This window comes from Saccharospirillum sp. MSK14-1 (assembly GCF_003054965.1).
GTDB lineage: Bacteria > Pseudomonadota > Gammaproteobacteria > Pseudomonadales > Natronospirillaceae > Saccharospirillum.
Window position 1 is genome coordinate 1 of the sequence record NZ_MIES01000033.1, and the last position, 23706, is coordinate 23706.

Here is a 23706-nt window from a genome sequence, read left to right on the forward strand (position 1 = left end):
TGGCTGATCATCGTGGTTTCGGTGGAGCGGTTGGTCATGTCGGCAGCGACGCGCTGACGGAACTTCAGTTGGTTAAAGTCGGTCTCATTGGCGCGGTAGGTCGATTCGGTCCAGGAACCGGAATCGGCGTAGTCGTAAAACATGCGCGGCACGCGGCGGCGGGCGAGTTGTTGGTAATCTTCAATGGTGCAGGGCTTCATTATTATTCTCTCCCAAAAAAAGACCGCCCGCAGGCGGCCAAGAATTGCGACGAAAAGTCGGACGAGCTTAAACGATGCCAGAGCCTGAACGGCTGGTATCCACCGGACGCTGCTCAGCACACGTCTGGCGATAACCACTGGCGCGGTAGCTGGCAATCGGGTCGATGGCGCCGCCGGCGTTTTTACGCGCCTGCTGCAGAATCGGCTCGACGTCCAGGTTAAAGGCCGCCTTTAGTGTTGCCTGGGCCATCAGCGCATCGTTGGTGCGTTGATATTCGGCCAGGGCTTCACGATCGACCAGGGCGGCTTTCACAAACGCACGCTGCACTTCACCGGCGCTGTAGATCAGGCTTTCAATCGGGTCGGTCACGTTGTGCGACTGGTCGAGCATATAGAACGGCGCGAAAGTTTTATCCTTGCGCTGAATGTCGACCAGCTCATTGAACACCAGGAACAGCTGATACGGATCGATAGAGCCAGAATCCAGATCGTCATCGCCGTATTTGCTGTCGTTGAAATGGAAGCCGCCGAGTTTGCCGAACTGCGCCAGGCGGGCGACGATCATTTCGATGTTGACGTTCGGTGCGTGGTGACCGAGGTCGACCAGGCACAGGCAACGCTCGCCGGTTTCTTTGGCGGCCAGGTAGTTTGAACCCCAGTCTTGAATGACGGTGGAATAGAACGCCGGCTCGAACATCTTGTGTTCGATCAGCATGTTCCAATCATCCGGCAATGCGCTGTAGATTTTTTTAGCGCTGTCGAGATACCGCGCAAAGCTGTCGGAAAAATGTTGTTGGCCGGGGAAGTTGGAGCCATCGCCGATCCAGACCGTCAGCGCTTTCGAGCCAAGCTGTTTACCCAGTTCAATCACTTCGATGTTGTGCTCAATCGCCTGCTGGCGGGTGGCGTCATCGCTGTGGGTCAGGCTGCCGTACTTGTACGAATGCTGCTGATCGGCCTGATCCTGAAAGGTATTGGAGTTCATCGCATCGAAGCCCAGGCCACGCTCAATGGCGTAGTCGCGCAGTTCGCTGGCATCGGTGGGTTTGTCCCACGGAATGTGCAGCGAAACGCGCGGCGTCAGCGTACCGAGTTGCTGGATGACGGCGCAGTCGTCGAGTTTTTCGAAGATGTTGCGCGGCTCACCCAGGCCCGGAAAACGCGCGAAACGCGTGCCGCCGGTGCCTACACCCCAGGAGGGCAGAGCCACTTCCAGTTGCTGGGCTTGCTTAGTAACGGCGTCGATTTGCACGCCACGCCGGGCGAGTTTTTCGCCCAGCGCCTGGTAGTCGCTGTTGAGGTCGGCCGAACGTTGGTCGTTGTCGGTCTGAATGCGGTCAGCGGAGATCATTGTTGTTGTCATGCTGCTTACCTGTGATTTTGTTGTGGCTTTTATAGCAAGGGTTTAGCGCGTGAAGGACGGCGCGTGTCCGGCATCGACATTCAAAATGTTACCGGTCGATTTGGCCGAGGCATCGCTGACGAAGAAGTAAATCGCCTCGGCGATGTCTTCGGGCAGCACGTTCAGCTTGAGCAGGCTGCGCTGGCGATAGTGATCTTCCAGTTCATCGGTGCTCAGATCGTAAGCGCTGGCGCGTTCTTCCTTCCACTTGCCGGTCCAGATTTTCGAACCACGCAGCACCGCATCCGGGTTGACCACGTTGGCGCGAATACCCAGCGGCGCGCCTTCCAGGGCAACGCTGCGCGCCAGCTGAATTTCAGCGGCTTTGGCGGTGCAATAAGCAGCGGCGTTGGCCGATGCGACCAGGCCGTTCTTGCTGGCGACAAAGACGATGTTGCCACCCATGTTCTGCTGCTTGAGCACTTTGAACGTTTCGCGCGTGACCAGGAAGTAACCGGTCGACAGAATCGCCTGATTGCGATTCCACAGATCCAGGCTGGTTTCATCCAGCGGTGCTGAAGAGGCAATGCCTGCGTTGGATACCAGTATATCGGCACCACCGAAAGCCACACAGGCGTGGGCGAGCGCCGCTTCAACCTGGCTTTCATCGGTGACGTCCATGCGGCAGACCGAGACATTGTCTTTGCCGAATTGTTTGGCCAGTTCCTCTTTCGCGTTTTCCAGACCTTCGGCATCAATGTCGAGCAGCACTGTGCAGGCACCTTCGTTCATTAATCGAGCCGCAGTGGCCTGACCAATACCGCCAGCACCGCCCGTCACCACCGCAATGCGGCCGGCCAAAGCTTTCGGCTTGGGCATGCGTTGCAGTTTGGCTTCTTCGAGCAGCCAGTATTCGATGTCGAAGGCTTCCTGCTCGGGCAGACCCATGTATTCGCTAACACCGGCGGCGCCGCGCATCACGTTGATGGCGTTGATGTAAAATTCGCCAGCGATGCGTGCGGTGGCTTTGTCTTTAGCAAAGGTCAGCATGCCGACACCCGGAACCAGATAGACCACCGGGTTGGAATCGCGCATGGCCGGGCTGTTGTCGCGCTTGCAGCGCTCGTAGTAGGCGGCGTAGTCGCGGTTGTAGTCGGCCAGTTGATCGTCGAGACCGGCGATAACGGCATCGAGGTCGTCTTTGGTCGGGTCGAAGTTGACCACCAACGGTTTGATCTTGGTGCGCAGGAAGTGGTCCGGACAGGAGGTGCCCAGTTCCGCCAGCGCTTCCAGGTCGTTGGAGTTGACGAATTCCAACACCTCGGGGGCGTCGTTGAAGTGACCGATCTGACGTTGCTTGGCGCTGGTTTTACCGCGAATCACCGGCATCAGTTTGGCAGCGACATCACGACGTTTGGCTTCGTCCAGGCTGTCAAAACGCGCGCCGGAAAACGCCGCTTTACCGGCCAGTTTTTCATCCAGCCAGGCCTGCGCTTTGTTGATCATTTCCAGTGACGTTTCGTAGCACTCTTTGGCGCTTTCGCCCCAGGTGAACAGGCCGTGGGCTTCCAGTAAAACGCCTTTCAGGTGGGGCTGTTCGCGGGCGATTTTTTCCAGTTCCAGACCCAGCTGAAAACCCGGGCGGCGCCACGGCAGCCAGCCGATGTCCTGACCGTAAATCACTTCAGTCAGCTCGCGGCTGTTTTTTGAGGCGGCGATGGCGATGACCGCATCGGGGTGCAGATGGTCGACGTGCGCATGCGGCAGGTAGGCGTGCAGTGGGGTGTCGATACTGGCGGCGCGGCTGTTCAGGTTAAAGGTGCAGTGCGGCAGATAGCCGACCATTTCATCTTCGTGCGCTTCACCTTTATAGAACTGCTTGAGTGTTTCCAGCTTGTCCAGATACAGCGTGGAGAAACCGTCCAGACCCATGCTGCCGATGTCACCACCGGAACCTTTCACCCAGAGTACACGGACGTCTTCGCCGGTCAGCGGGTCGGGTTGAACGATCTTGGCGGAGGTGTTGCCACCGCCGTAGTTGGTAACGCGCATGTCAGCGCCGAGCAAATTTGAGCGATATTGCAAACATTCGGCTTCTGACAGTGTTTTGGCCTTGGCATCATCCCAGTTATTGGGAATCTGATTGGCAGGCTGCGTGGGCATCGAGGCACCTCTGTTGTTATTGGGACAGCTTTTCTTCTGTAAGGGCACAGCCGCTTGTGATGCGGCTTTCAGGGCCATTCAGGCTGTCATCTTTGGTTAAAATAGCTCAGACTGCGCATACAGCTGATCGAATTTGACAGAAAGTATTAATCCGAGCCCTCAACCTGTCAATACCAATCAAAAAACTTCAAAAAGGGCTTGCTTGTGAGCGATTGTGAAATATAGTGACGAGTGAGGACAGCCGATGCACGAAGTTGAGCGCCACCGGATCATTCTGGCGGAAGTTGAAGAAAAACCCATTGCCACCCTGGGTTACCTGGTGGATTTGTTGGGCGCTTCCGAAGCCACCGTCAGGCGGGACATCAATGAACTGCACCGGCAAGGAAAGCTGAAAAAAGTCCGTGGTGGTGCGGAGGCATTGCATCCGCCTGCCAATACGGCCTTGGTCGGCCGGCCTTATTCGGTTAATCAGATGATTAACGCTAAGGCTAAGCGTGCCATTGCCCGAGCGGCGGTGGACCTGCTTGAAGACGGAACGTCGGTCACCATCAGTGGTGGCACGACCACCAACTTCATGGCGGAGTTCATGCGTTCGCGCAAATTGCAGGTGCTGACCAATTCGTTCGTGATGGCCGAGCAGTTGGTGAAACGCAGCAAGTGTGTGGTGACGTTGCCCGGCGGTAGTGTTTACCGCGAGCAGAACATCATTCTGAGTCCGTTTCCGAATGATGTATCGAGTCGCTTCTACGCTTCGATGCTGTTTATCGGTGCTCAGGGCGTCGGTCCTCAAGGGGTGATGGAAGCAGATCCCCAGATTGTGCAGGCGGTGATGAAATTGATGGACCAGGCCGACAAGCGCGTTTTGTTGGTCGACTCCAGTAAGTTTGAGAATCGCAGCAATCTGATTGTCTGTCCGCTGTCACGCGTGGATATCGTCATCACTGATGACGGCATCGACCCCAAAAGTCGCAAGATGATTGAAGACGCTGGTTGCCAGCTGACAATCGTTAATAAAAATGCCGATACGGCCGACCCCGACTGATCGCCCAGTTCCAATAAAAAGGCGGCGGGGTAAAACAACAATAATTGGAGAACAAGATGTGTAAGAAACTTTTCGCAGCCGCCGCTGCGGTCTTGTCTATTGCCCTGATTTCACCCGCTCACGCAGAAGATGATGTTCGCATTGCCCTGGTGGTTAAAGCGCTGGGGATTGGTTTCTTTGAAGCGGCCAATGAAGGCGCTCAGGAAGCCGCCGAAGAACTCGGCAATGTCGAAATCATTTACACCGGTCCAACCACCACCACCGCCGAAGGCCAGATCGAAGTGATCAGTTCATTGATCGCTCAGCGCGTTGACGCCATTGCTGTCTCCGCTAACGATCAGGATGCTCTGGTGCCGATTCTCAAGCGTGCTCAGCAGCGTGGCATTGAAGTGATCTCCTGGGATTCCGGCGTTGCCCCGGAAGGCCGTACCGTTCACCTCAATCCTTCCAGTAACGAATTGATTGGTCGGATGAATGTGAAACTGGCCGCCGATGCCTTGGAAGCCAAAGGTGTTAACGCCGGTCAAATGGCGATTCTCAGTGCCACACCGACCTCGACCAACCAGAACATCTGGATTGAGGAAATGGAAAACGCGTTGCCGGAATTTTCTCAACTGGAACTCGTTGACACCGTTTACGGCGACGACCTGGCGGACAAAAGCTATCGCGAAGCGGTTGCTTTGATGCGTAACCATCCGAATCTGGACGTCATCGTGGCGCCGACCACGGTGGGTATTCTGGCTGCGGCACAAGCGGTGAGCGATGAAGACCGCATTGGTGAAGTGTACGTCACCGGTTTGGGTCTGCCGTCGGAACTGGCTGGCCACGTTGAAAGCGGCGCCATCCATAACTTCGCCATCTGGAACCCGATCGACCTGGGCTACGCCGCCACCATGATTGCCTACAATCTGGTGCAGGGTGATGTCAGTGAAGATTACGTTGAAATGGGTCGTATGGGCCTGGCTGAACTGGATGATGACGGCAACGCTGCCATGTCCGATCCGTTCGTTTACGACGCCTCCAACGTCGCCGATTTCGCGGACATTTTCTAAGCCTTAATCGGCAATTTTTACACACGCAAAGCACAACGGGTGCCCAAAATAGGCACCCGAATACAGTCGGTTCAACAATAAAGATAACGACTATGATAACGAACTCTGCAGTCTTGTCGCTGCGCGATGTCAGCAAAGTATTTCCTGGCGTCAAAGCGCTCGACAACGTCAAGCTCGACCTATACCCAGGCGAAGTCACCGCGTTGGTCGGTGAAAATGGCGCCGGAAAATCCACTCTGGTTAAAACCCTGACCGGTATCTACCAACCGGACGGCGGAGAGCTGTATTGGAAAGGCGAGCCGGTTGATATCAGCGACCCGGAAGTGGCGCTGCAATTGGGTATCACTGCCATCCATCAGGAAACCGTGCTCTTCGGCGAACTGTCGGTGACGGAAAATATTTTTGCCGGTAATTATTTAACCCGCGGACCTTTGCGTCGACTCGACTGGCCGGCCATGCATCAGCGCAGCCGCGAGATCCTCGCCGACATTGATGCGCCGCTGGACCCGAAAGCGCAACTCAAAGGTTTGAGCATTGGTCAGAAACACATGGTCGCCATAGCCCGCGCCCTGTCGGTTGATGCGCAGGTGGTGATTCTCGATGAACCGACGGCCGCGCTGTCGCATCATGAAATTGAAGAGTTATACGGCATCGTTGAACGGCTGAAAAAATCCGGCAAAGCGATTCTGTTTATCAGTCATAAATTCGATGAAATTTTCACCATCGCCGATCGTTATGTCGTCTATCGCGATGGCAATTTTGTCGGTGAAGGTTTAATCAGCAACGTGAATGAAGCGGAGTTGGTGGAAATGATGGTGGCGCGCAGCGTCAGCGAAACCTTCCCCAAACAGACGGTCAGCATCGGTGAGCCGGTCATGACGGTCAGCAACCTAAATCATCCCACCGAATTCGCCGATATTAATTTTGAAGTACGCGCCGGAGAGATCCTGGGCTTTTATGGACTGGTCGGCTCCGGTCGTACCGAAATCATGCAGGCGCTTTATGGTTTGTCGAAAGCGGCCACGGGCGACGTGCGTATCGATGGCAAGACCACTCAAATTCGCTCCCCGGCTGACGCCATTGCCGATGGCTTGGTTTATGTGCCGGAAGAACGTCAGCAACAGGGCGCCATTCTCGACCTGCCAATTTTTCAAAACATCTCATTGCCGCAGTTAAGCAAGTTGAACCCCAAAGGTGTGTTAAACGAGCAGCGCGAATACGAACTGGCGCGGGCTTATGGTGAACGCTTAAAAGTAAAAACCTCCAGTTGGGATCAGAAAGTCGCCAACTTGTCCGGTGGTAACCAACAGAAAGTGGTCATTGGTAAATGGCTGGCGACGCAGCCCAAGGTGATCATTCTCGACGAACCCACCAAAGGCATCGACATCGGCTCTAAGGCGGCGGTGCATCGTTTTATGTCCGAGCTGGTTGAAGACGGTCTGGCCGTGATTATGGTCAGTTCGGAATTGCCGGAAGTACTGGGCATGGCCGATCGCATCATGGTGATGCACGAAGGTTTGATGGTGCGTGAATTCAGTCGCGAAGACGCCACGGCCGAAGCCGTCGTTGCCGCAGCAACCGGAGGGCTGGCCGCATGATGTCTGCCATCTTGAAAAACCGTGAACGCTTTTTGGCGTTGGTGATTGTCGTTCTGGTGTTAGCCGTCGGGTTTATCACGCCGGATTTTCTGTCGTTTACCAGCTTGGTCGGGACCTTTAACGATACCTCCATTCTGATGATTCTGGCCATGGGTCAGATGCTGGTTATTTTAACGCGCTGCATCGATTTATCGGTCGCGGCCAATGTGGCGTTGACGGGTATGGCGGTCGGCATGATTAACGCCGCGTTTCCGGGTGTGCCGATTCCGTTGCTGATGTTGTTTGCTTTGGTCATGGGCGCGGTGCTTGGCGCTATTAATGGCTTTTTTGTGTGGATTGTCGGCGTGCCTGCCATTGTGGTGACGCTGGGAACGATGAGCATTTATCGCGGCAGTGTATTTTTGCTGTCCGACGGTGCCTGGGTTAACGCTCACCAGATGAGTGAGTCCTTTATCGATCTGCCGCGTCAGGTGGTATTGGGCTTGCCGATGATGAGCTGGATCGCCATCGCCATTGTAGCGCTGCTGTTTTTTGCCTCGCGTCATTGGCGCAGCGGACGCGACTTCTTTACCGCCGGTGGTGATCCGACTGCTGCTTTTTATACCGGTGTGAACGTTGGCAAGGTGCAATTCAAAGCCTTTGTGGTGTCGGGCACTTTGGCAGGCTTGTGCGGCTATTTGTGGGTGTCGCGTTTCGCGGTTGCCTATGTCGATGTCGCCAACGGTTTTGAGCTGCAGGTGGTTGCCGCCTGTGTGATTGGTGGCATCAGCATTATGGGGGGCATCGGCACGGTGATCGGCTGTGCCTTGGGCGCGCTCTTTCTGGGTGTGATCAACAATGCCTTGCCCGTGATTGGTGTGTCGCCGTTTTGGCAAATGGCCATCTCCGGTGCCGTCATCATCATCGCGGTCATTGCCAACTCCAGTGCTGAACGTCGCGAAGGCCGCATCATTCTGCGCAGTGCGGTGACTGCTCGCGGTGCTCAAAAAGTCGAGGCCGCCTGACTATGGAAAATACCATGACTCAATCTGCTGTTCCCAATCGTTTGTCCGGTAACTGGCGTCATTATTTATTGCGCTGGGAAACGTTTTTGTTGCTGGTCGCGGCACTGGTGTTTTTGTTTAACAGCTTTGCTTCGCCTTACTTTCTCGATCCGTGGAATTTATCGGATGCGACATTCAATTTTACCGAGAAAGCGATCATCGCTTTGCCGATGGCGATGCTGATTATCTGTCGTGAAATTGATTTGTCAGTCGCGTCGATCATTGCGTTGGCGTCTGTGTCGATGGGCTTGGCCGCTGAGGCGGGCATGGGTACCGGTTCATTGGTGGCCATCGCCATCGCCGTGGGCGTTGCCTGCGGTTTGTTTAATGGCCTGGTGGTGACCGGTTTTGGCATTCCATCCATCGTGGTCACCATCGGTACCATGAGTCTGTATCGCGGTATTACCTATGTGATTCTCGGCGATGGTGCCTTTACCGATTACCCGTCTGAGTTTGCTTATTTCGGACAGGGGTATGTGTATTGGGTGTTCTCTTTCGAGTTTGTGTTGTTCCTGGGGCTGGCGCTGGTGTTTTATGTTTTGCTGCACCACACCAACTTTGGTCGGCGCACCTATGCCATCGGCAATAACCCGACAGCGGCGCTTTATTCCGGCATTAAGGTGAACAAACACAAGTTGATTCTGTTTGTGTTGGTGGGTGCTTTATCGGGCTTGGCGTCGGTATTGCTGACGTCGCGCCTGGGCAGCACGCGGCCGTCCATTGCCTTCGCCTGGGAACTGAATATTGTCACCATGGTGGTGCTCGGTGGCGTCAGTATTCTCGGTGGAGCGGGCAGTATTCTCGGCGTGGTGATTGCGGTCTTCTTGATGGGCCTGGTGACCTTTGGTCTGGGCCTGTTGAACGTGCCAGGTATCGTGATGAGCATCATCATCGGTGCCATGCTGATCAGTGTTATCAGCATTCCTGTATTGCTGGGACGCTGGCGCGCGATGCGGGAGCGACAGTCATGATTCATGCCTCTGTGATGCAGTTGTATCCCGGTTACGAAGAAGAGTATCGCAAACGCCATGATGCACTCTGGCCGGAACTGGAAGCGCACCTGAAAGACTGTGGTATTCGCAACTATCACATCTTTTTGCATCCGCAAACGCTGCAACTGTTTGCCTGTTTTGAAACCGATGACGGCATCGATGAAGCGACGTTGAAAAGCCATCCGATCATGCAGCGCTGGTGGACCTATATGGCCGATATTATGGAAACCAACCATGACTCGCCGGAGCCCAAAGCCACGCCATTGACCGAGGTGTTTTACCTGCCATGAGTCAATTGGAAACGCGTGAGCCGGTGTTGGCGGTTCTGGATATCGGTAAGACCAATGTCAAAGTCTGTGCGGTGCGTGCCGGTCATCACGGTGGCGATGTGTTGGTGGAAAAACGCCGACCGAATGCGGTGTTGATGGAGGGGCCTTATCCGCACGTTGATACCGAAGGCATCTGGCAGTGGTTTCAGCAAGCGCTGGCTGAATTGGCGCGCGATTATTACGTGTTGTCGATTGGTATGACAACCCACGGTGCCACGGCCGCCTGCTTAGCGGGTGACGAACTGGTGTTACCCATTGCCGACTACGAAAGCGATCTCTATGCCGCCGTTGGTGAGCGCTACGATGCGCTCCGCCCGCCATTTTCTGAAACGGGCAGCCCGGGTCTGACCTCAGGCCTGAACCTGGGGCGGCAGCTGTATTGGTTGGCGCAAACGCAACCGGATGAATTCGCTCGGGTGACCGACATTCTGCTGTATCCGCAATATTGGGGTTGGCGGTTAACCGGTATTAAAGCCGGTGAAGTAACGTCTTTGGGTTGCCATACCGATTTGTGGAATCCGGCGGCGGGGGATTATTCATCGCTGGTCGATAAACTGGGTTGGCGTTCGCTGTTACCGGACGTTGTCGCTACCGGCGCGCCTTTAGGGCCGGTTAAAGCGGAACTTGCCGACGCGCTGGGTTTGCCCGCCGAATGTCTGGTTCTGAACGGCATCCACGACAGTAACGCGTCCTTGGTGCCCCATTTGCTGACGCGTTCCGAGCCGTTTTCAGTGGTGTCCAGTGGCACCTGGACGGTGATCTGCGGTTTAGGCGCACCCCTGGAAAATCTCGATGAGCAGCAGGATATGCTGATCAACGTCAGCGCCTATGGCGCGGCGGTCCCGACCATTCGCTTTATGGGCGGTCGTGAATGGGAAACGCTGCGGGGCGATGGTCAGGCGCATCTGGAGGAGTTGCCTGCGTTGATCGATGCCGGGGTATTTGCGTTGCCTTCCTTCAGCGACCAGGGCGGTCCTTTCCGTCAGTTGCGTGGTCGGTTGATGGGGCCGGTTGAGCGTCTTAGCGGCGCCGGTAAAACCACACTGGCGTCGGTGTACTGCGCGCTGATGACCGACCATTGTTTGCGCTTGTTGAACAACCCTGGCGATGTCGTGATTGAAGGTGCCTTTGCTGCGAACGACGTCTACATGGCGGTGTTAGCCTGCCTGTGCGCTGAGCGTGATCAGGCTGTGTTTGGCAGCACCGACAGCACGGGCACCACCCAGGGCACGGGGATGCTCGGTCAGGATGTGAACCATTGGCCGTTCAGTGCACCGGTACGAACCGAATCGCCGTCGTCGTTGCGTGCGTCCATTCTGGCCTATGCCCAGGATTGGCAGCGCTGGGTTGAAGAGCGTTCCGCCGCAGCCTGATCGTGGTGCTGAAGTGTCTGCTTCGTTACTATAACGCGGTCGTGTCAAACAGTGGATTTCGGCTTATGTTGCGCCGTTTGTGCCAGGGGGTGTTGCTGAGCATATTTGTGCTCAGTCTGGTCGTGCCCGCGGCTAACCACCCGATGACACCTCAGGCCGCCAGCGAAGCGCCTTGCCCCAATGTGGACATGACACGCCATTGTCCGGATGGCGTGAATCTCGATTGCCTGGCGGGGTGTCTGGCAGCCACACCAGCACTGTCATTGACCACTCAACTCGGGCTGGCGCCCATGCCTCAGGTTGTCGATCAACCTCGGGTTTTGGCGTCCGATACCGGCTTTCACCGTCGGCTTGAACGCCCGCCTTCTCTCTCCGTCTAACTTACGGTTTATCTGAAAACGATGAATAACTCCGGCGGTGTGCCGGGGTTTTATGACGGAGTGCACCATGAGATCTATTTCAAACTGGGTCGTCCTGCTTGGGATGACGTTATTAGCCGCCTGTAACGCAGAGCCGGAAAGTGCCCGTATCGACGCGGCTCAACCGCCGGAACTAACCGCTCAGCCGGAAACCGGCCGCTGGTACACGCAGCAAGAAGCGCAGGCGGGACGACAACTCTTCGCGGCACATTGCGCGGTCTGCCATGGCCGCAATGCGGTCGGCACGCTCGATTGGCGCACCCCCAATGCCAACGGTCAGTACCCGCCGCCACCGCTTAATGGCAGTGCGCATGCCTGGCATCATCCTTATGAGGTGTTACAGCGGGTGATTCTTGATGGCGGCGCGCTGATGGGCGGTACCATGCCGGCTTGGCGAGGGCGGTTAGACGCGGAAGACATCCGGCAGGTGATCGCTGGGTTTCAGTCGTACTGGCCGGAGCAGACTTATCAGATCTGGTTGGAGCGCGAACAACAAAACCGATGATCAGGGCAGTGGCTGCCGTTAATGGCAGCCACTTCCGTTACACCTTAAAACGCGCCACCATATCGTTTAAGCCAGTCGCCAGCTGTGCCAGAGCGGTACTGGATGCCTGGGTTTCTTCGGCACTGACCGCCGCCTGGGCCGACAGATCTTTGATGTTGGTCAGATTGCGATCGACCTCACGGGCGACCGTGGCTTGTTGCTCAACTGCACTGGCGGAGGCAAGGGCGCGCTCAGAAATCGTGCCCACCAGTTGCGCAATGCGCTCCAGTGCATCGCCGGCCGCAGCGCCAACATCCAGCGTTTTTTTGGCGTTCTCCTGGCTCACCGACAGCGACGATTTAACGGTCTGACTGCCATCATTAACAGCGGTGATAATGGCCTCAATTTCGGTGGTCGAATGGGCCGTCCGTTGTGCCAGCGCACGCACCTCATCGGCGACCACGGCAAAGCCGCGACCTTGGTCACCCGCCCGTGCTGCTTCAATGGCGGCGTTCAAGGCCAGTAAATTGGTTTGTTCTGCGATGCCTTGAATCACTTCGAGCATACTGGCGACATCGTTAACCCGGTTGGCCAGTTGTTCCGAGTTGCTGGCGTTTTGCTCGATACTCGCGGACAGTTTTTCAATGGCGTTTAAGGTACTGCGCACCTGTTCCAGGCCAAATTGGCTTTGTGATTCGGCTTCTTTGGAAGCCTGAGAATTGTTGCTGACGTTACCGGCCACTTCATCGATGGCCGTGCTCATTTCGGTGACCGCCGAGGCGGCCAGTTCCAGTTCTTCGGTTTGCCGCTGTAAGCCCGCATTGGTGTCGTTGGTGACCTGCGCCAGCTGCTCCGCCGCGGCTGCTAATTGGTCGGAAGATTCGCCGATCTCGCTTAAGGTCGCGCGCAGCCCGGTTTGCATGTCACTCAGGGCATTCAGCAGTTCAGTGGCTTCATCGCGACCACTGACCTGGATGTCGCCGGTTAAGTTCCGGTCGGCGATATTGCGGGCCACCTGAACCGCTGAGCGGATGGGCGTGGTGATCGACCGGGTCAGCAGCCAGGCGATGATGATGGCCAGGCCGGTTGCCAGCGCCATGATCTCGATGATACCCAGTCGGGTGCTGCGATAAGTGGCATGCGCATGCTCGGCGGCCAGATGGATCTGGTCTTCCTGATAGGTCACCAGTTGCGCGATGTTCTCGGAAACCTTCTGTGCCTCAGGGGCTACCTGAGTCCGAGACAAGAGCGTTGCAGCCGCAATATTTCCCTCGGCAACCAGCGCGCGCAATTGCTCACTGAGTTGCTGGTAGCGTTGCAATTCCGTCCGGGTCGCTTCGAAACCGGCGAGTGCTTCCGGGCTTTGTATGCCCTCTAAATAATGCGACTCGGCGCTGAGCAATTGTTCCTGTGCACGGTTGTAGGCTTCGTTAAACCGTTGCCGATCGGCTGCCGTTTCAGCGGACAGCAAATTAGCGGTGTTGACGCGCATGGTCAGAAACTGACTGTTCAGTTCGTTGGCCGCATGCAAGCTGGGGATGCGATGCTCATCAATGACCACTAAATCATGATCAATGGCCTGCAACCGGATTAGGCTGGTTGCCCCCAGAATGGCCATAAGAACAATGATCAGACTGAGCACAATGGCCAGTCGGGTTCCGATAGGAACTGCCCGTAATATCCGGTCCACGAGGTGAATCTCCACAGTGAAAGATGGGCACCAAACAAGAAGGCGCGCCTGTCACCAAGCGTAGTTTGTTATGGGTAAAGCGCCATCGAACGACTGTAGAAATTTGTTATATTAAGGGCGTAAATAAGTGGTTGTTTTGACGCCTGGGCGGCGTTCTTCGCCTTATCCGGTTTCCAAAGTTAGAATATCGGTTCCCGAACTTAGGACAGTTATCATGGCAAAATCGCTCGCTGATCAGTTGCTTAACGCAGGGCTGGTCGATAAGAAAAAGGCCAAGCAGGCGGAACAACAAAAGCGCAAGACCTCGCGCCAGCAGCAAAAAGGCAAGGCCGAGCCTGATGAGACTCAGCAGCGTCTGGCAAAAGAACGTGCCGAAAAAGCCGAGCGTGATCGTGAATTGAATCGACAGCGTCAACACGCTGAGCAGGCGAAAGCCTTGCGTGCTCAGGCTTGGCAAATGCTGCGTCAGAGTGAAGTTTCCGCCAGCGGCGAGGTGCGTTTCAGCTTTACCGACCCACGGGTCAATAAAATCAAACAATTGTATGTGGATGAAACCGCTCAGGCTCAGTTAGCCAAAGGCCGTTTGGCCATCTGCGCCGATGACGAGCGCTTTTATGTGGTGCCGCGCAATGTAGCCGACAAAGTGGCTGAACGCTTTGCCGATGCGGTCATTTTTATCGCCGATACTAAGGCCGTCGAGCCCGATGAAGATGACCCCTATAAGGACTTCCCGATTCCTGATGACCTGATGTGGTGATCGATGCCGGGTGATCAGCGTTGCACTGAAATCACCTGTTGCAGATAGATGTCATCAAGGTCGGCCTGCAGTTGCCTGGGCGCCGCGTCCAGATTCAGAGCTTTGTAGACGGGATCCCGCACTAAGGTAGGCAGTTGCGCATTCACCGCGGCAATAAACGCAGCACCCTGTTCGCTTTGTGAGCAGCTGATGGCCAGGTTCATAAAGGGCGGACTGTGTGTGATGGTGACAAAGCGCAAGGTGTCGGCCTGCTCGCCCAGTAATTCGGAAATCACCATCGGGTATTCAATCAGGTAATCGGCTCTCCCGCCGGCGAGCATGCGCATGGCGTTGGCGGAGCCGGTGACGTTTATGATCGGGCCGGTGGCGCTGTCCAGGTACTGATCAATCAAGCGCCCATAAGCGCGGTGGTTGACCCTTAACCCCACCAGCGCCGGGTTATTAACCAGATCTTCCAGGCTGTGCCGCTCTGGTTGCCCCAGCTTTGCCCACCCCGTGGAACTCATCACAATTTGTGGTGTAGGTATCACCATATAAGGTAAGGAAAAGTGCAGGTATTGCTCGCGCTCGGCCGTGCGCAACAAGATGCCGGTGCAGACATTATCGCGTGCGCGCAGTTCCCGCTCGATGCGCGGAATCAACATGGCAACGGGTTCTAACTGGAAGGTGTCGGCCAGGTGGGCGAATAAGTAATTCTGTAAGTCGCCGATAAAGCCCTCGAGCTGAGCCGGAGTGGCGTCTGTGTTCAATCGGTATACGCCGGGCAGGTCAGTTGCTGCCCAAATGATGGCCTGGTCGGATTCTGCTTTGGTCAGGGGTGACAGTAAGAGGCATAGCCAGCATCCCGTTCGGAACAGCACCTTCATCAGGTATCTCGATTACGGCAATTGGTCATTAAGTTTAACACCAATTGCCCGTAAGGCGAGGCTTGCAGCCTATTGAGCGCAGCGGGCGGTGCTGTCTCGCACGATCAGTTGAGTGGTCAGTGTTTGCTGCAGTGGCACCTGCTTTTTCGCCAGAATATCCAACAGCAAGCGCATGGCGCTGCGGCCGATGTCGTCGCGAGGCTGGCTGATGGTGGTCAGCTCCGGTTCGCAGTATTCGCTGAAACCGATGTTATCGAAGCCAATCACCGACAGCTCGGTGGGTACCTGTACGTTCAGGTCGCGGGCGGCTTTTAACAGGCCGATGGCCATCTCGTCGCTGTGGCAGAACACCGCTGTCGGGCGAGTGGCTTCTGGGCGGTCGAGCAGGGCACGGCCTTGTTGATAACCGGCCAGAAAACTGAAGTCGCCTTCGGCGATCCAGTCGGCGGGTGCTGGGTAACCGGCGCGTTCCAGTTCTGACGTGTAACCCAGGATGCGGTCGCGACAGATGGGATTGTTGCGTGGCCCGGTAATGGTAGCGATGCGTTGATGGCCCAGTGACAGCAGATATTCAACGGCTTTTTCAGCGGCCAGACGGTTATCGATGCAGACCGTCGGCAGTGCCAGCCCATCAAAATATTCGCACGCCATCACCAGTGGAAAATTGTTGCTGGCCTGGCGATCCTGCACTAATGAACGGGGCACTTCGGTGGTCATTAAAATGATGCCGTCGGCCTGGTTGGTGGGCAGCAGATCGAAATAGCCGCGCGCGCGACTGGCGTCATTCTCACAATCGCCCAGCAGCACCTGATAACCCGCCCGGTGGGCAACTTCCTCCAGTCCGGCGATGATTTCCGAAAAAAATGGATTGGCGATATCCGGAAGTAATACCACGATGGTTTTGGATTCGCTTCGCCGCAGATTACGCGCCGCCACATTGGGTGAATAACCGACCTGAGCGATGGCTGCCGCCACACGCTGACGAGTGGCTTCGGTGACTTTTTCCGGAGCGGCCAGTGCTCTTGAGACGGTGGCGGTGGAACAGCCGGCAGCGAGGGCAACGTCTTTGATGGTTGGCATGGACTGGGTCTGCAAATTGGATCGCGCAAATGATACCACGATGACATGAATCGAATGATCCGGCGCGCTTTATACCAACAGCGAGGCGGACGATGACCTTCTGCAACTTAATGTAAACCGTTACATTTTTCAAATTTGGAAGCACCAGGCCATCGTAAAAAATACGATCGATGCGGTGTTGGCAATCATGGGCATTGCTATATCACTGATATTTCAGAGGGTTTTCTAAAAATTCTTATTGAGCATTGACGCTCTGCTGTGCCTTTGCTGTAATGTAATCCATTACATAAAAACAAAAATGAAGGCGAAGTACGATGAAGACCATCCAGGGTCCAGCCCTCTTTCTTGCTCAATACATCAGTGACGAAGCGCCCTTTAACAGCCTCGACAGCATTGCCGAATGGGCCGCCAGCCTGGGCTTTAAAGGCGTACAGATGCCCACCGGTGACGATCGGTTTTTTGATCTGGAGCGCGCCGCCACCGATCTGGATTATTGCCATGATGTTCAGGCGCGCCTGGCCAAGCATGGTCTGGTAATCACGGAGCTTTCGACCCATCTGCAAGGTCAGCTGGTGGCCGTCCATCCGGTTTACGACGAGCTGTTTGACGGCTTTGCACCGGAGCATTTGCGCGGTAAACCCGCCGAGCGTCAGGCTTGGGCGGTTGAACAATTGCTGTTGGCGGCCAAAGCCAGCAAAAACCTCGGACTGAAAGCGCACGCTACTTTTTCCGGTGCCTTGTTGTGGCCGTTTTTGTACCCGTGGCCGCAACGGCCAGCGGGCTTGGTGGAAACCGGTTTTGCAGAGCTGGCGCAGCGTTGGAAACCGATTCTCGATGCGTTCGACGAGGCCGGTGTGGATCTGTGCTACGAAATTCATCCCGGTGAAGACCTGCACGACGGCGCGACCTTCGAGCGCTTTTTGGCGGCGGTCGATCATCATCCGCGCTGCTGCATTCTGTTCGATCCGTCTCACTTTGTGTTGCAGCAACTCGACTACCTGGCATTCCTCGATCATTTCAAAGACCGCGTGAAAATGTTTCACGTTAAAGACGCCGAATTTAATCCGACCGCTTTGCAAGGCGTTTATGGTGGCTACGAAGGTTGGGTAGAGCGCGCCGGCCGGTTCCGGTCGCTCGGTGATGGCCAGGTCGATTTCAAAGGCATTTTCTCGCGACTGGCGCAGTACGATTTTGCCGGCTGGGCGGTTATTGAATGGGAATGTGCGCTCAAACATCCCGAACAGGGTGCTGCCGAAGGTGCGCGCTTTGTGACCGATCATATTATTCAGGTAACCGATAAGGCGTTCGATGATTTCGCCGCCGCCGGAACCGATGAGGCCACCAACCGAAAATTGCTCGGCCTGTAAACGAATAACCCCAAACAACGACAATTAAGGGGATAACCAGATGTCCATTTCACCACGCCTGCGCCTGGCCATGATTGGCGGCGGGCCGGGGTCGATGATCGGTGCTGTGCACCGGTTCGCTACCCGGCTTGATGACCGCTATGAATTGGTGGCCGGTGTTTTCAGTACCAACGCCGAATCCAATCGCAAAACTGCCGCGCAATTGCAGCTGGCGGACGAGCGCTGTTACCACGATTACCAAAGCCTGATTAAGGCCGAAGCCGAGCGCGATGATGGCGCTCGGGTCATTGCCATTACCACACCAAACCATTCCCATTACGCCATTGCGCTCGCCTGCATCGAGGCCGGTTTGGATGTGGTGTGCGAAAAACCGATGACGGTGACACTGGCGGAAGCTGAAGATTTGCAACAGCGCTTACGCAACGCAAATTCACGCCTGGTGTTGATGCATAACTATTGCGGCTATCCGCTGGTGCAGCACGCACGGGAACGGGTACGCAACGGCGAGCTGGGGCGTATTCGCAGCGTTCAGGTGGAGTACGTTCAGGATTGGCTCAGTGAGGTGCCTGATGCCGATAACAAACAAGCGGCCTGGCGTCTCGATCCAAAACGTGCCGGGTCGGCCGGGGCTTTGGGTGATATTGGCACTCACGCTTTTCAGCTGGCCAGTTTTATTTCCGGATTAAAACTGGCGTCTGTCAGCGCCGATTTATCGGCCATGGTTGAAGGCCGGGTACTCGACGATAACGTCCATGCACTGTTGCGATTTGAAGGCGGTGCTAAGGGAATGTTGTGGGCCAGCCAGACCTCGCCGGGCTTTGAAAATGCGCTACGCATTCGGGTGATTGGCGAAAAAGCATCGCTCGCCTGGGCTCAGGAAAACCCTAACGAACTCTGGTTCGCACCGCTTAATCAACCGCAACAACTCATAACCCGTCGTGCCGATTGGATCGGTGCGGAGCCGGCGCGTGGTATCCGCATTCCACCGGGTCACCCGGAAGGGTATCTGGAAGGCTTTGCCAATGTGTATCAGGCACTGGCTGAGGGGGTTCCCGGTCAGTCTGATGGCGGCTGGTTGCCGGATGTGCAAACCGGCGTCGAAGGTTTGCGATTTATCACTGCGACCTTGCAATCGAGTCAGGCCGATGGCGCCTGGACAGCCGTCGGGGGTGAGTCATGACAGACGCGCCGATTCGACTGCACGGTCTGGGCAAACGTTTTGGTCCGGTCACGGTATTGCGCGATATCAACCTCGATATTCACCCGGGTGAAGTGCTTGGCATTCTTGGTGAAAACGGGGCGGGCAAAAGCACGCTGCTTAAATTGATCAGTGGTGTGTATCAGCCGAGCGTCGGTCAAATTGAAATCGACGGTCGACGCTACGATCGGCTCGATCCGATCCGTGCCCGCCAGCTGGGCATCGCCATGATTCCGCAGGAATTCAATCTGGTGCCGACGCTGAGCGTTTATGAGAACGTCTACCTCGGTCAGGAATTACGCCGCAAAGGTTGGTTGAACCATAAACAGATGCGTGAAGAAACGGCGCGGGTGTTGGCGTCGCTCGATTGCGATCTGGACCCGCGTGCGCCCATCGCTGCTTTAAGTGTGGCTGAAAAACAAATGGTCGAAGTCGCCCGGGTATTGGTCAACGATGCTCGCGTGGTGATTCTCGATGAACCGACCACCGTACTGACCGACCGCGAAGTTGAGGTGCTGTTTAAGGTTGTCCGCGCGTTGCAAAAACGCGGTGTTGCGGTGCTGTTCATTTCGCACAAACTCAAAGAGGTTAAAAACCTCTGTCAGCGTTTGCTGATCCTGCGTGACGGTTCTCCGGTGGAATTGTGCGACACCGCCAATCTCGATGAAGAAGCCATGGCGCGCAAGATGGTGGGCCGTGAGTTGTCGCAAGTCTATCCCGACAAAGGCCAGCCTCAAACAGAGGTGGCGTTAAGCGTAGCGGGGCTCAGCGTGGCTGGACAAATCGACGACGTCAGTTTTGATTTGCGCCGCGGTGAAATTCTCGGCTTGTCGGGTTTGGTCGGTTCTGGCCGTACGGAAATTGCCGAAGCCATTATGGGGTTGCGTCAGCGGTCGGCGGGTGCAATTCACATGAATGGCAAAGCGTGCGACATCCGCTCACCGAGCGATGCGCATCAGCAAGGCCTGGCGTATTTGTCGGAAGATCGACAAGGCCGTGGTCTGGTGATGAATTTCAATCTGATCGAAAACATGACTCTGCTCAGTTTACAGCGTTATGTGACAGGGTTGATTTCACATCGCCGTGAGCGCGAACGTGCCGAACATTATCAGCAGGCCTTTAACATTCGTGCCGCCAGTTTGAAGTCGCCCGTGGGTCAGTTAAGCGGTGGCAATCAACAGAAAGTTTATCTCGCCAAATTGCTCGATATTGAACCGAGTATTTTGATGCTGGATGAACCCACACGCGGAATCGATGTGGGGACCAAGCGGGAAATTTATCGGCTGATTCGCCAACTGGCTGACGAAGGTCGCGCCGTCTTGGTGATCTCATCTGAACTCGAAGAAATCATCGGCCTGTGTGATCGCGTACTGGTGGTACGTGAAGGTCGCATTGCGGCTGAACTTTCCGATGCACAAATTAACGAAGAAGACATCATGCTGTACGCCGCCGGTGCCCGCGAGCGTACACCTGCCGGAGTACATTCATGACTGCCACTCAAACCTTCAGCCAACGTCTGGTTAATGCCGTTCGACGACTGCCGTTGGACATGACCATTGTTGCGCCTCTGCTGGCGTTGATTGTTTTGTTGATCGCGTCGTCGCTGGCCAGCGAATACTTTCTCAATACCCGTAACCTGACCAACATTCTGCGCCAGGTGTCTTACACCGGCATCATCGCCATTGGCGTGACCTTTGTGATTATCGGCGGCGGTATCGACCTGTCCGTTGGCTCTATGGTTGCTCTGGTCGGTGTGCTTTTGTTGTTCGTATTAAACGCCGTGGGCGATCCGGTGTTGGCCGTAATGGTTGGCATGAGTGCCGCCTTAGTGGTGGGTGCACTCTTCGGTCTGGTCAATGGTTTATTGGTTACCCGCGGCCGCATTGCTGCCTTTATCGCGACGCTGGCAACGATGTCGATTTATCGCTCTCTGGCACTGTACTTAACCGATGCCGGTGAAGTGGTTTCGAACAACGACATCTTCCCGGATATCGGTGGTGGCTATTGGCTCGGTATTCCGATTCCGGTCTGGGCGTTTTTTGCGCTGGCGCTGGTTGGCCACGTGTTGTTGTTCCACACCCCTTATGGACGTCATCTGTGTGCGGTGGGTTCGAACGAACAGGTCGCGCGCTACTCCGGCATTCGCGTCAGAACGGTGGTGTTACTGAGCTTTATCATTGCCGGTGTCTGTGTGGGGCTTGCGGCCATCATGCTCAGCTCACGACTCAATTCCATCAGCCCGTCCGATGCCGGTGTGCTCTATGAACTGGACGCCATTGCCGCCGTCGTTATTGGTGGCACCAGTCTGGCCGGCGGTCGCGGCAGCATCTGGGGCACGGTTATTGGTGCGCTCATTCTCGGCATCATCAACAACATGCTCAATTTGTTGGGTGTCTCACCGTATTTGCAGGGTTTGGTGAAAGGCGCGGTCATCCTGATCGCTGTGCTGATGCAATACAAACGCAGTCAATAATTTTCAGCAATACGGCGTCGAAATACTTTCGACGTCGGACCGGCGCTTCGTGCAAACGAGGCGAATAACAACAACAAGCGAACGACAGGAAACAACCATGAAACTACAAAAATGGCTCAAGCAGCTGGCGGTGTTAGCCGCTTTTTCTACCGTGCCGTTCCTCGCGCTCGGCGAAGACGATTTTCACATCGGTGTCAGTGTGCCTTCCGCTGACCACGGCTGGACCGCCGGTCTGTTGTGGTGGGCGAACAAAGCCGCGGACGAACTGAGTGAGAAATACAGCAACGTAGAGTTTACCGTTCTGGCGGCGAACTCGGGTACTGCCCAGGTGGGCGATGTTGAAGATTTGATGGTGCGTCAGATCGATGCGCTGGTTATTTTGCCAACCAACCCGGCGACGCTGCAGCAAGTAATTGCTGAGGCCTATCACGAAGGTATTTACACCGTCGTAGTTGACCGTGAACTGGAAGAGCCGACACAGGACGTGTTCCTGGCCGGTGACAACCCGGGCATGGGCGAAGAAGCGGCAAAATACATGGCCGAAGCATTGGGTGAAGAAGGTCAGATCGTCATCATCGAAGGCCCGTCCATTCCGATCAACGCTCAGCGTGTGAATGCCTTCCGTGATGAACTGGCGCGTCATCCGGATATGGAAATCCTCGATTCGCAGTCCGGCGAATGGAACCCACAAACGTCCTTGAATGTGATGGAAGACATGCTCGCGCGTTACCCGAACATCGACGGGGTTTGGGCGGGTGATGACGACGCTTTGAAAGGTGTGTATCAGGCCATTCGTGAAGCGGGCCGCGATGACATTCGTGTGCTGGTTGGCGGCGGTGGTTCTAAAGACGTCATCGGTATGATTCGTGAAGGCGACTACATCGTCTCCGGTACCGTGACCTATCCGCCGAACATGATTGCCTCGGGTATGGCCGTTGCACTGCACGGTCTGATGGGCGAGCATCTGGGTGAGATGTATCACGGTGTGCCATCACGACTGATTCTGGCGGCTGACCTGATCACCGTCGATAATGCCGATGAATTCTACGAGCCTGACGCGGCCTACTGAGTTCTGAAGTCTGACGTTTCGTGCACAAGCCCCGACTCGTTCGGGGCTTTTTTTGGCCTGTTTATTGAGCCGCGATCGCTGGTTGTGCTGACGTCATCCAACCCCATCTCGTAACCTGGTGATATCGATTCATAAACCGAGGAGCACAGGATGTCTTACTCAACCTTACCCATGCCCGGCATGGGCACATTTCGACTCAAGGGTGAGCACGCTCGCGACGCTGTTTTGACAGCTCTGGATTTGGGCTTTCGTCATATTGATACGGCGGTTATGTACGACAACGAAACCGCGGTGGGTGAAGCCATTGCACGCAGTGATAGTGGTCGGGACAAGGTGTTTTTAACCACGAAAGTCTGGCACACCGACCTGGCCCCCGAGTCATTACAGGCGAGTATCGACGGCAGTTTGCAGCGCCTGGGTACTGACCATGTCGATCTGTTATTAATCCACTGGCCGTCACCGAACCAAAGCGTACCGATGTCCGAATCACTCAACGCTTTGAAGGAAGTTCGAGATACCGGTAAGGCGCGTCACATTGGTGTGTCCAATTTCACCATCGCTCAGATTGACGAGGCCATTGACGTCTTGGGTGAGGGCGAATTGCTGACCAACCAGATTGAAGTGCATCCGTTTTTGCAAAACCATGCGGTGGTTGAACACTGTCAGCAGCGAGGCATTACCGTGACCGGTTATATGCCATTGGCGGTTGGTCGCGTACTGGAAGATCCTACCTTGATGGCGATTGCTGATGAGCATCAATTAACACCCGCCCAGATCGCCCTGGCCTGGTTGCGTCAGCGCAACGTTGTGCCCATTCCGGCTTCAAGCAAAGCGCAACATTTGCAGGCGAACCTGGATGCCATGACGGTGGAATTAAATGACGAAGACATGCAGCGCATTGCTCAGCTGGATCGTCACCAGCGTTTTGCCGACCCGGATTTCGCGCCTAAATGGGATTGAGTGTTGCTCCTTTGGCAAGGATGCCACGCAATAGAACACTCCGTTCATACATAACACTGTTCAAAATGTTTCGCTTCAGCCGATACCGGGTTTTCAGCGTGCCATTCGCTTGAAAAACAACAACAACCGGCTAGGTTTTAGGCTACGAAGAGGTGTCGCTGTACTTCGTAAATACCACATAGCCGGTATTGGCCGTGAGCGGTTAAAGA

The 23706-nt window shown here is 55.6% G+C and carries 22 protein-coding genes; 16 read left to right on the forward strand and 6 right to left on the reverse strand.

The window, feature by feature from the left end:
* The 3 genes from BGP77_RS08965 to BGP77_RS08975 form a co-directional block, all read right to left on the reverse strand.
* Nucleotides 1-200 (reverse strand): alpha-hydroxy-acid oxidizing protein (locus BGP77_RS08965; protein ID WP_199224242.1); only part of this gene is annotated, 200 nt, incomplete at its 3' end.
* Between the two features lie 67 nt (nucleotides 201-267).
* Nucleotides 268-1563: an L-rhamnose catabolism isomerase gene (gene rhaI, locus BGP77_RS08970; RefSeq protein WP_108164414.1), complete on the reverse strand. Its 1296-nt coding sequence runs from the start codon at nucleotides 1561-1563 to the stop codon at nucleotides 268-270.
* A gap of 42 nt (nucleotides 1564-1605) precedes the next feature.
* Nucleotides 1606-3705 carry a bifunctional rhamnulose-1-phosphate aldolase/short-chain dehydrogenase gene (locus BGP77_RS08975; RefSeq protein ID WP_108164415.1) on the reverse strand — a complete coding sequence of 700 codons (2100 nt, stop codon included), beginning with the start codon at nucleotides 3703-3705 and terminating at the stop codon, nucleotides 1606-1608.
* Between the two features lie 244 nt (nucleotides 3706-3949).
* On the opposite strand from BGP77_RS08975, the gene BGP77_RS08980 reads away from it, so the two are divergent.
* The 9 genes from BGP77_RS08980 (at nucleotide 3950) to BGP77_RS09020 (ending at nucleotide 12058) form a co-directional block, all read left to right on the forward strand.
* Nucleotides 3950-4747 (forward strand): DeoR/GlpR family DNA-binding transcription regulator, encoded by a 798-nt coding sequence (locus tag BGP77_RS08980; protein WP_108164416.1) that lies wholly within the window; start codon nucleotides 3950-3952, stop codon nucleotides 4745-4747.
* 56 nt (nucleotides 4748-4803) lie between these two features.
* On the forward strand, nucleotides 4804-5799 hold the full coding sequence (gene rhaS, locus BGP77_RS08985) for a rhamnose ABC transporter substrate-binding protein (RefSeq protein ID WP_108164417.1): 996 nt from the start codon (nucleotides 4804-4806) through the stop codon (nucleotides 5797-5799).
* Between the two features lie 92 nt (nucleotides 5800-5891).
* The gene (locus tag BGP77_RS08990; RefSeq protein WP_108164418.1) at nucleotides 5892-7397 is read left to right on the forward strand and encodes a sugar ABC transporter ATP-binding protein; all 1506 of its coding nucleotides are present in this window, start codon (nucleotides 5892-5894) and stop codon (nucleotides 7395-7397) included.
* A complete protein-coding gene (locus tag BGP77_RS08995) occupies nucleotides 7394-8401 on the forward strand; it encodes an ABC transporter permease (protein WP_108164419.1) in 1008 nt (335 codons plus the stop codon). The genes BGP77_RS08990 and BGP77_RS08995 overlap by 4 nt, the downstream gene beginning before the upstream one ends.
* A gap of 14 nt (nucleotides 8402-8415) precedes the next feature.
* Nucleotides 8416-9411 (forward strand): ABC transporter permease, encoded by a 996-nt coding sequence (locus BGP77_RS09000; RefSeq protein ID WP_233252332.1) that lies wholly within the window; start codon nucleotides 8416-8418, stop codon nucleotides 9409-9411.
* Nucleotides 9408-9722: an L-rhamnose mutarotase gene (rhaM, locus tag BGP77_RS09005; RefSeq protein WP_108164421.1), complete on the forward strand. Its 315-nt coding sequence runs from the start codon at nucleotides 9408-9410 to the stop codon at nucleotides 9720-9722. The genes BGP77_RS09000 and rhaM overlap by 4 nt, the downstream gene beginning before the upstream one ends.
* Nucleotides 9719-11134 (forward strand): FGGY-family carbohydrate kinase, encoded by a 1416-nt coding sequence (locus BGP77_RS09010; protein WP_108164422.1) that lies wholly within the window; start codon nucleotides 9719-9721, stop codon nucleotides 11132-11134. The genes rhaM and BGP77_RS09010 overlap by 4 nt, the downstream gene beginning before the upstream one ends.
* Before the next feature lie 65 nt (nucleotides 11135-11199).
* Nucleotides 11200-11514 (forward strand): hypothetical protein, encoded by a 315-nt coding sequence (locus BGP77_RS09015; protein ID WP_108164423.1) that lies wholly within the window; start codon nucleotides 11200-11202, stop codon nucleotides 11512-11514.
* Between the two features lie 67 nt (nucleotides 11515-11581).
* Complete coding sequence (locus tag BGP77_RS09020; protein WP_108164424.1) at nucleotides 11582-12058, forward strand: cytochrome c; 477 nt, start codon at nucleotides 11582-11584, stop codon at nucleotides 12056-12058.
* Nucleotides 12059-12095: 37 nt separating this feature from the next.
* Here BGP77_RS09020 and BGP77_RS09025 read toward each other — a convergent pair whose 3' ends face one another.
* Nucleotides 12096-13727, reverse strand: coding sequence for a methyl-accepting chemotaxis protein (locus tag BGP77_RS09025; RefSeq protein ID WP_158269327.1), 1632 nt, complete (start codon nucleotides 13725-13727; stop codon nucleotides 12096-12098).
* A gap of 214 nt (nucleotides 13728-13941) precedes the next feature.
* Here BGP77_RS09025 and BGP77_RS09030 point away from each other — a divergent pair, with 214 nt between their 5' ends.
* The gene (locus BGP77_RS09030) at nucleotides 13942-14484 is read left to right on the forward strand and encodes a DUF2058 domain-containing protein (RefSeq protein ID WP_108164426.1); all 543 of its coding nucleotides are present in this window, start codon (nucleotides 13942-13944) and stop codon (nucleotides 14482-14484) included.
* Between the two features lie 14 nt (nucleotides 14485-14498).
* Here the strand turns inward: BGP77_RS09030 and BGP77_RS09035 are convergent, their stop codons facing one another.
* A complete protein-coding gene (locus BGP77_RS09035) occupies nucleotides 14499-15350 on the reverse strand; it encodes a transporter substrate-binding domain-containing protein (protein WP_108164427.1) in 852 nt (283 codons plus the stop codon).
* 69 nt (nucleotides 15351-15419) lie between these two features.
* On the reverse strand, nucleotides 15420-16430 hold the full coding sequence (locus tag BGP77_RS09040) for a LacI family DNA-binding transcriptional regulator (protein WP_108164428.1): 1011 nt from the start codon (nucleotides 16428-16430) through the stop codon (nucleotides 15420-15422).
* A gap of 314 nt (nucleotides 16431-16744) precedes the next feature.
* On the opposite strand from BGP77_RS09040, the gene BGP77_RS09045 reads away from it, so the two are divergent.
* The 6 genes from BGP77_RS09045 (at nucleotide 16745) to dkgB (ending at nucleotide 23497) form a co-directional block, all read left to right on the forward strand.
* Nucleotides 16745-17797 (forward strand): sugar phosphate isomerase/epimerase, encoded by a 1053-nt coding sequence (locus BGP77_RS09045; protein WP_108164429.1) that lies wholly within the window; start codon nucleotides 16745-16747, stop codon nucleotides 17795-17797.
* A 40-nt stretch (nucleotides 17798-17837) separates the two neighbouring features.
* Nucleotides 17838-18977: a Gfo/Idh/MocA family protein gene (locus BGP77_RS09050; RefSeq protein WP_108164430.1), complete on the forward strand. Its 1140-nt coding sequence runs from the start codon at nucleotides 17838-17840 to the stop codon at nucleotides 18975-18977.
* Nucleotides 18974-20485 (forward strand): sugar ABC transporter ATP-binding protein, encoded by a 1512-nt coding sequence (locus tag BGP77_RS09055; protein ID WP_108164431.1) that lies wholly within the window; start codon nucleotides 18974-18976, stop codon nucleotides 20483-20485. The genes BGP77_RS09050 and BGP77_RS09055 overlap by 4 nt, the downstream gene beginning before the upstream one ends.
* A complete protein-coding gene (locus BGP77_RS09060) occupies nucleotides 20482-21468 on the forward strand; it encodes an ABC transporter permease (RefSeq protein WP_108164432.1) in 987 nt (328 codons plus the stop codon). Before BGP77_RS09055 ends, BGP77_RS09060 begins: the two co-directional genes overlap by 4 nt.
* A 97-nt stretch (nucleotides 21469-21565) precedes the next feature.
* Complete coding sequence (locus BGP77_RS09065) at nucleotides 21566-22537, forward strand: substrate-binding domain-containing protein (protein WP_108164433.1); 972 nt, start codon at nucleotides 21566-21568, stop codon at nucleotides 22535-22537.
* A gap of 150 nt (nucleotides 22538-22687) precedes the next feature.
* Nucleotides 22688-23497 carry a 2,5-didehydrogluconate reductase DkgB gene (gene dkgB / locus BGP77_RS09070; protein ID WP_108164434.1) on the forward strand — a complete coding sequence of 270 codons (810 nt, stop codon included), beginning with the start codon at nucleotides 22688-22690 and terminating at the stop codon, nucleotides 23495-23497.
* The last annotated feature ends 209 nt before the right edge of the window (nucleotides 23498-23706 follow it).

Excerpts from the sequence above, each read along its gene's own strand:
- rhaI (WP_108164414.1), bottom strand. The coding sequence starts at position 1,563 with ATGACAACAACAATGATCTCCGCTGACCGCATTCAGACCGACAACGAC.
- BGP77_RS08975 (WP_108164415.1), bottom strand. The coding sequence starts at position 3,705 with ATGCCCACGCAGCCTGCCAATCAGATTCCCAATAACTGGGATGATGCC.
- BGP77_RS08980 (WP_108164416.1), top strand. The coding sequence starts at position 3,950 with ATGCACGAAGTTGAGCGCCACCGGATCATTCTGGCGGAAGTTGAAGAA.
- rhaS (WP_108164417.1), top strand. The coding sequence starts at position 4,804 with ATGTGTAAGAAACTTTTCGCAGCCGCCGCTGCGGTCTTGTCTATTGCC.
- BGP77_RS08990 (WP_108164418.1), top strand. The coding sequence starts at position 5,892 with ATGATAACGAACTCTGCAGTCTTGTCGCTGCGCGATGTCAGCAAAGTA.
- BGP77_RS08995 (WP_108164419.1), top strand. The coding sequence starts at position 7,394 with ATGATGTCTGCCATCTTGAAAAACCGTGAACGCTTTTTGGCGTTGGTG.
- BGP77_RS09000 (WP_233252332.1), top strand. The coding sequence starts at position 8,416 with ATGACTCAATCTGCTGTTCCCAATCGTTTGTCCGGTAACTGGCGTCAT.
- rhaM (WP_108164421.1), top strand. The coding sequence starts at position 9,408 with ATGATTCATGCCTCTGTGATGCAGTTGTATCCCGGTTACGAAGAAGAG.
- BGP77_RS09010 (WP_108164422.1), top strand. The coding sequence starts at position 9,719 with ATGAGTCAATTGGAAACGCGTGAGCCGGTGTTGGCGGTTCTGGATATC.
- BGP77_RS09015 (WP_108164423.1), top strand. The coding sequence starts at position 11,200 with ATGTTGCGCCGTTTGTGCCAGGGGGTGTTGCTGAGCATATTTGTGCTC.
- BGP77_RS09020 (WP_108164424.1), top strand. The coding sequence starts at position 11,582 with ATGAGATCTATTTCAAACTGGGTCGTCCTGCTTGGGATGACGTTATTA.
- BGP77_RS09030 (WP_108164426.1), top strand. The coding sequence starts at position 13,942 with ATGGCAAAATCGCTCGCTGATCAGTTGCTTAACGCAGGGCTGGTCGAT.
- BGP77_RS09035 (WP_108164427.1), bottom strand. The coding sequence starts at position 15,350 with ATGAAGGTGCTGTTCCGAACGGGATGCTGGCTATGCCTCTTACTGTCA.
- BGP77_RS09040 (WP_108164428.1), bottom strand. The coding sequence starts at position 16,430 with ATGCCAACCATCAAAGACGTTGCCCTCGCTGCCGGCTGTTCCACCGCC.
- BGP77_RS09045 (WP_108164429.1), top strand. The coding sequence starts at position 16,745 with ATGAAGACCATCCAGGGTCCAGCCCTCTTTCTTGCTCAATACATCAGT.
- BGP77_RS09050 (WP_108164430.1), top strand. The coding sequence starts at position 17,838 with ATGTCCATTTCACCACGCCTGCGCCTGGCCATGATTGGCGGCGGGCCG.
- BGP77_RS09055 (WP_108164431.1), top strand. The coding sequence starts at position 18,974 with ATGACAGACGCGCCGATTCGACTGCACGGTCTGGGCAAACGTTTTGGT.
- BGP77_RS09060 (WP_108164432.1), top strand. The coding sequence starts at position 20,482 with ATGACTGCCACTCAAACCTTCAGCCAACGTCTGGTTAATGCCGTTCGA.
- BGP77_RS09065 (WP_108164433.1), top strand. The coding sequence starts at position 21,566 with ATGAAACTACAAAAATGGCTCAAGCAGCTGGCGGTGTTAGCCGCTTTT.
- dkgB (WP_108164434.1), top strand. The coding sequence starts at position 22,688 with ATGTCTTACTCAACCTTACCCATGCCCGGCATGGGCACATTTCGACTC.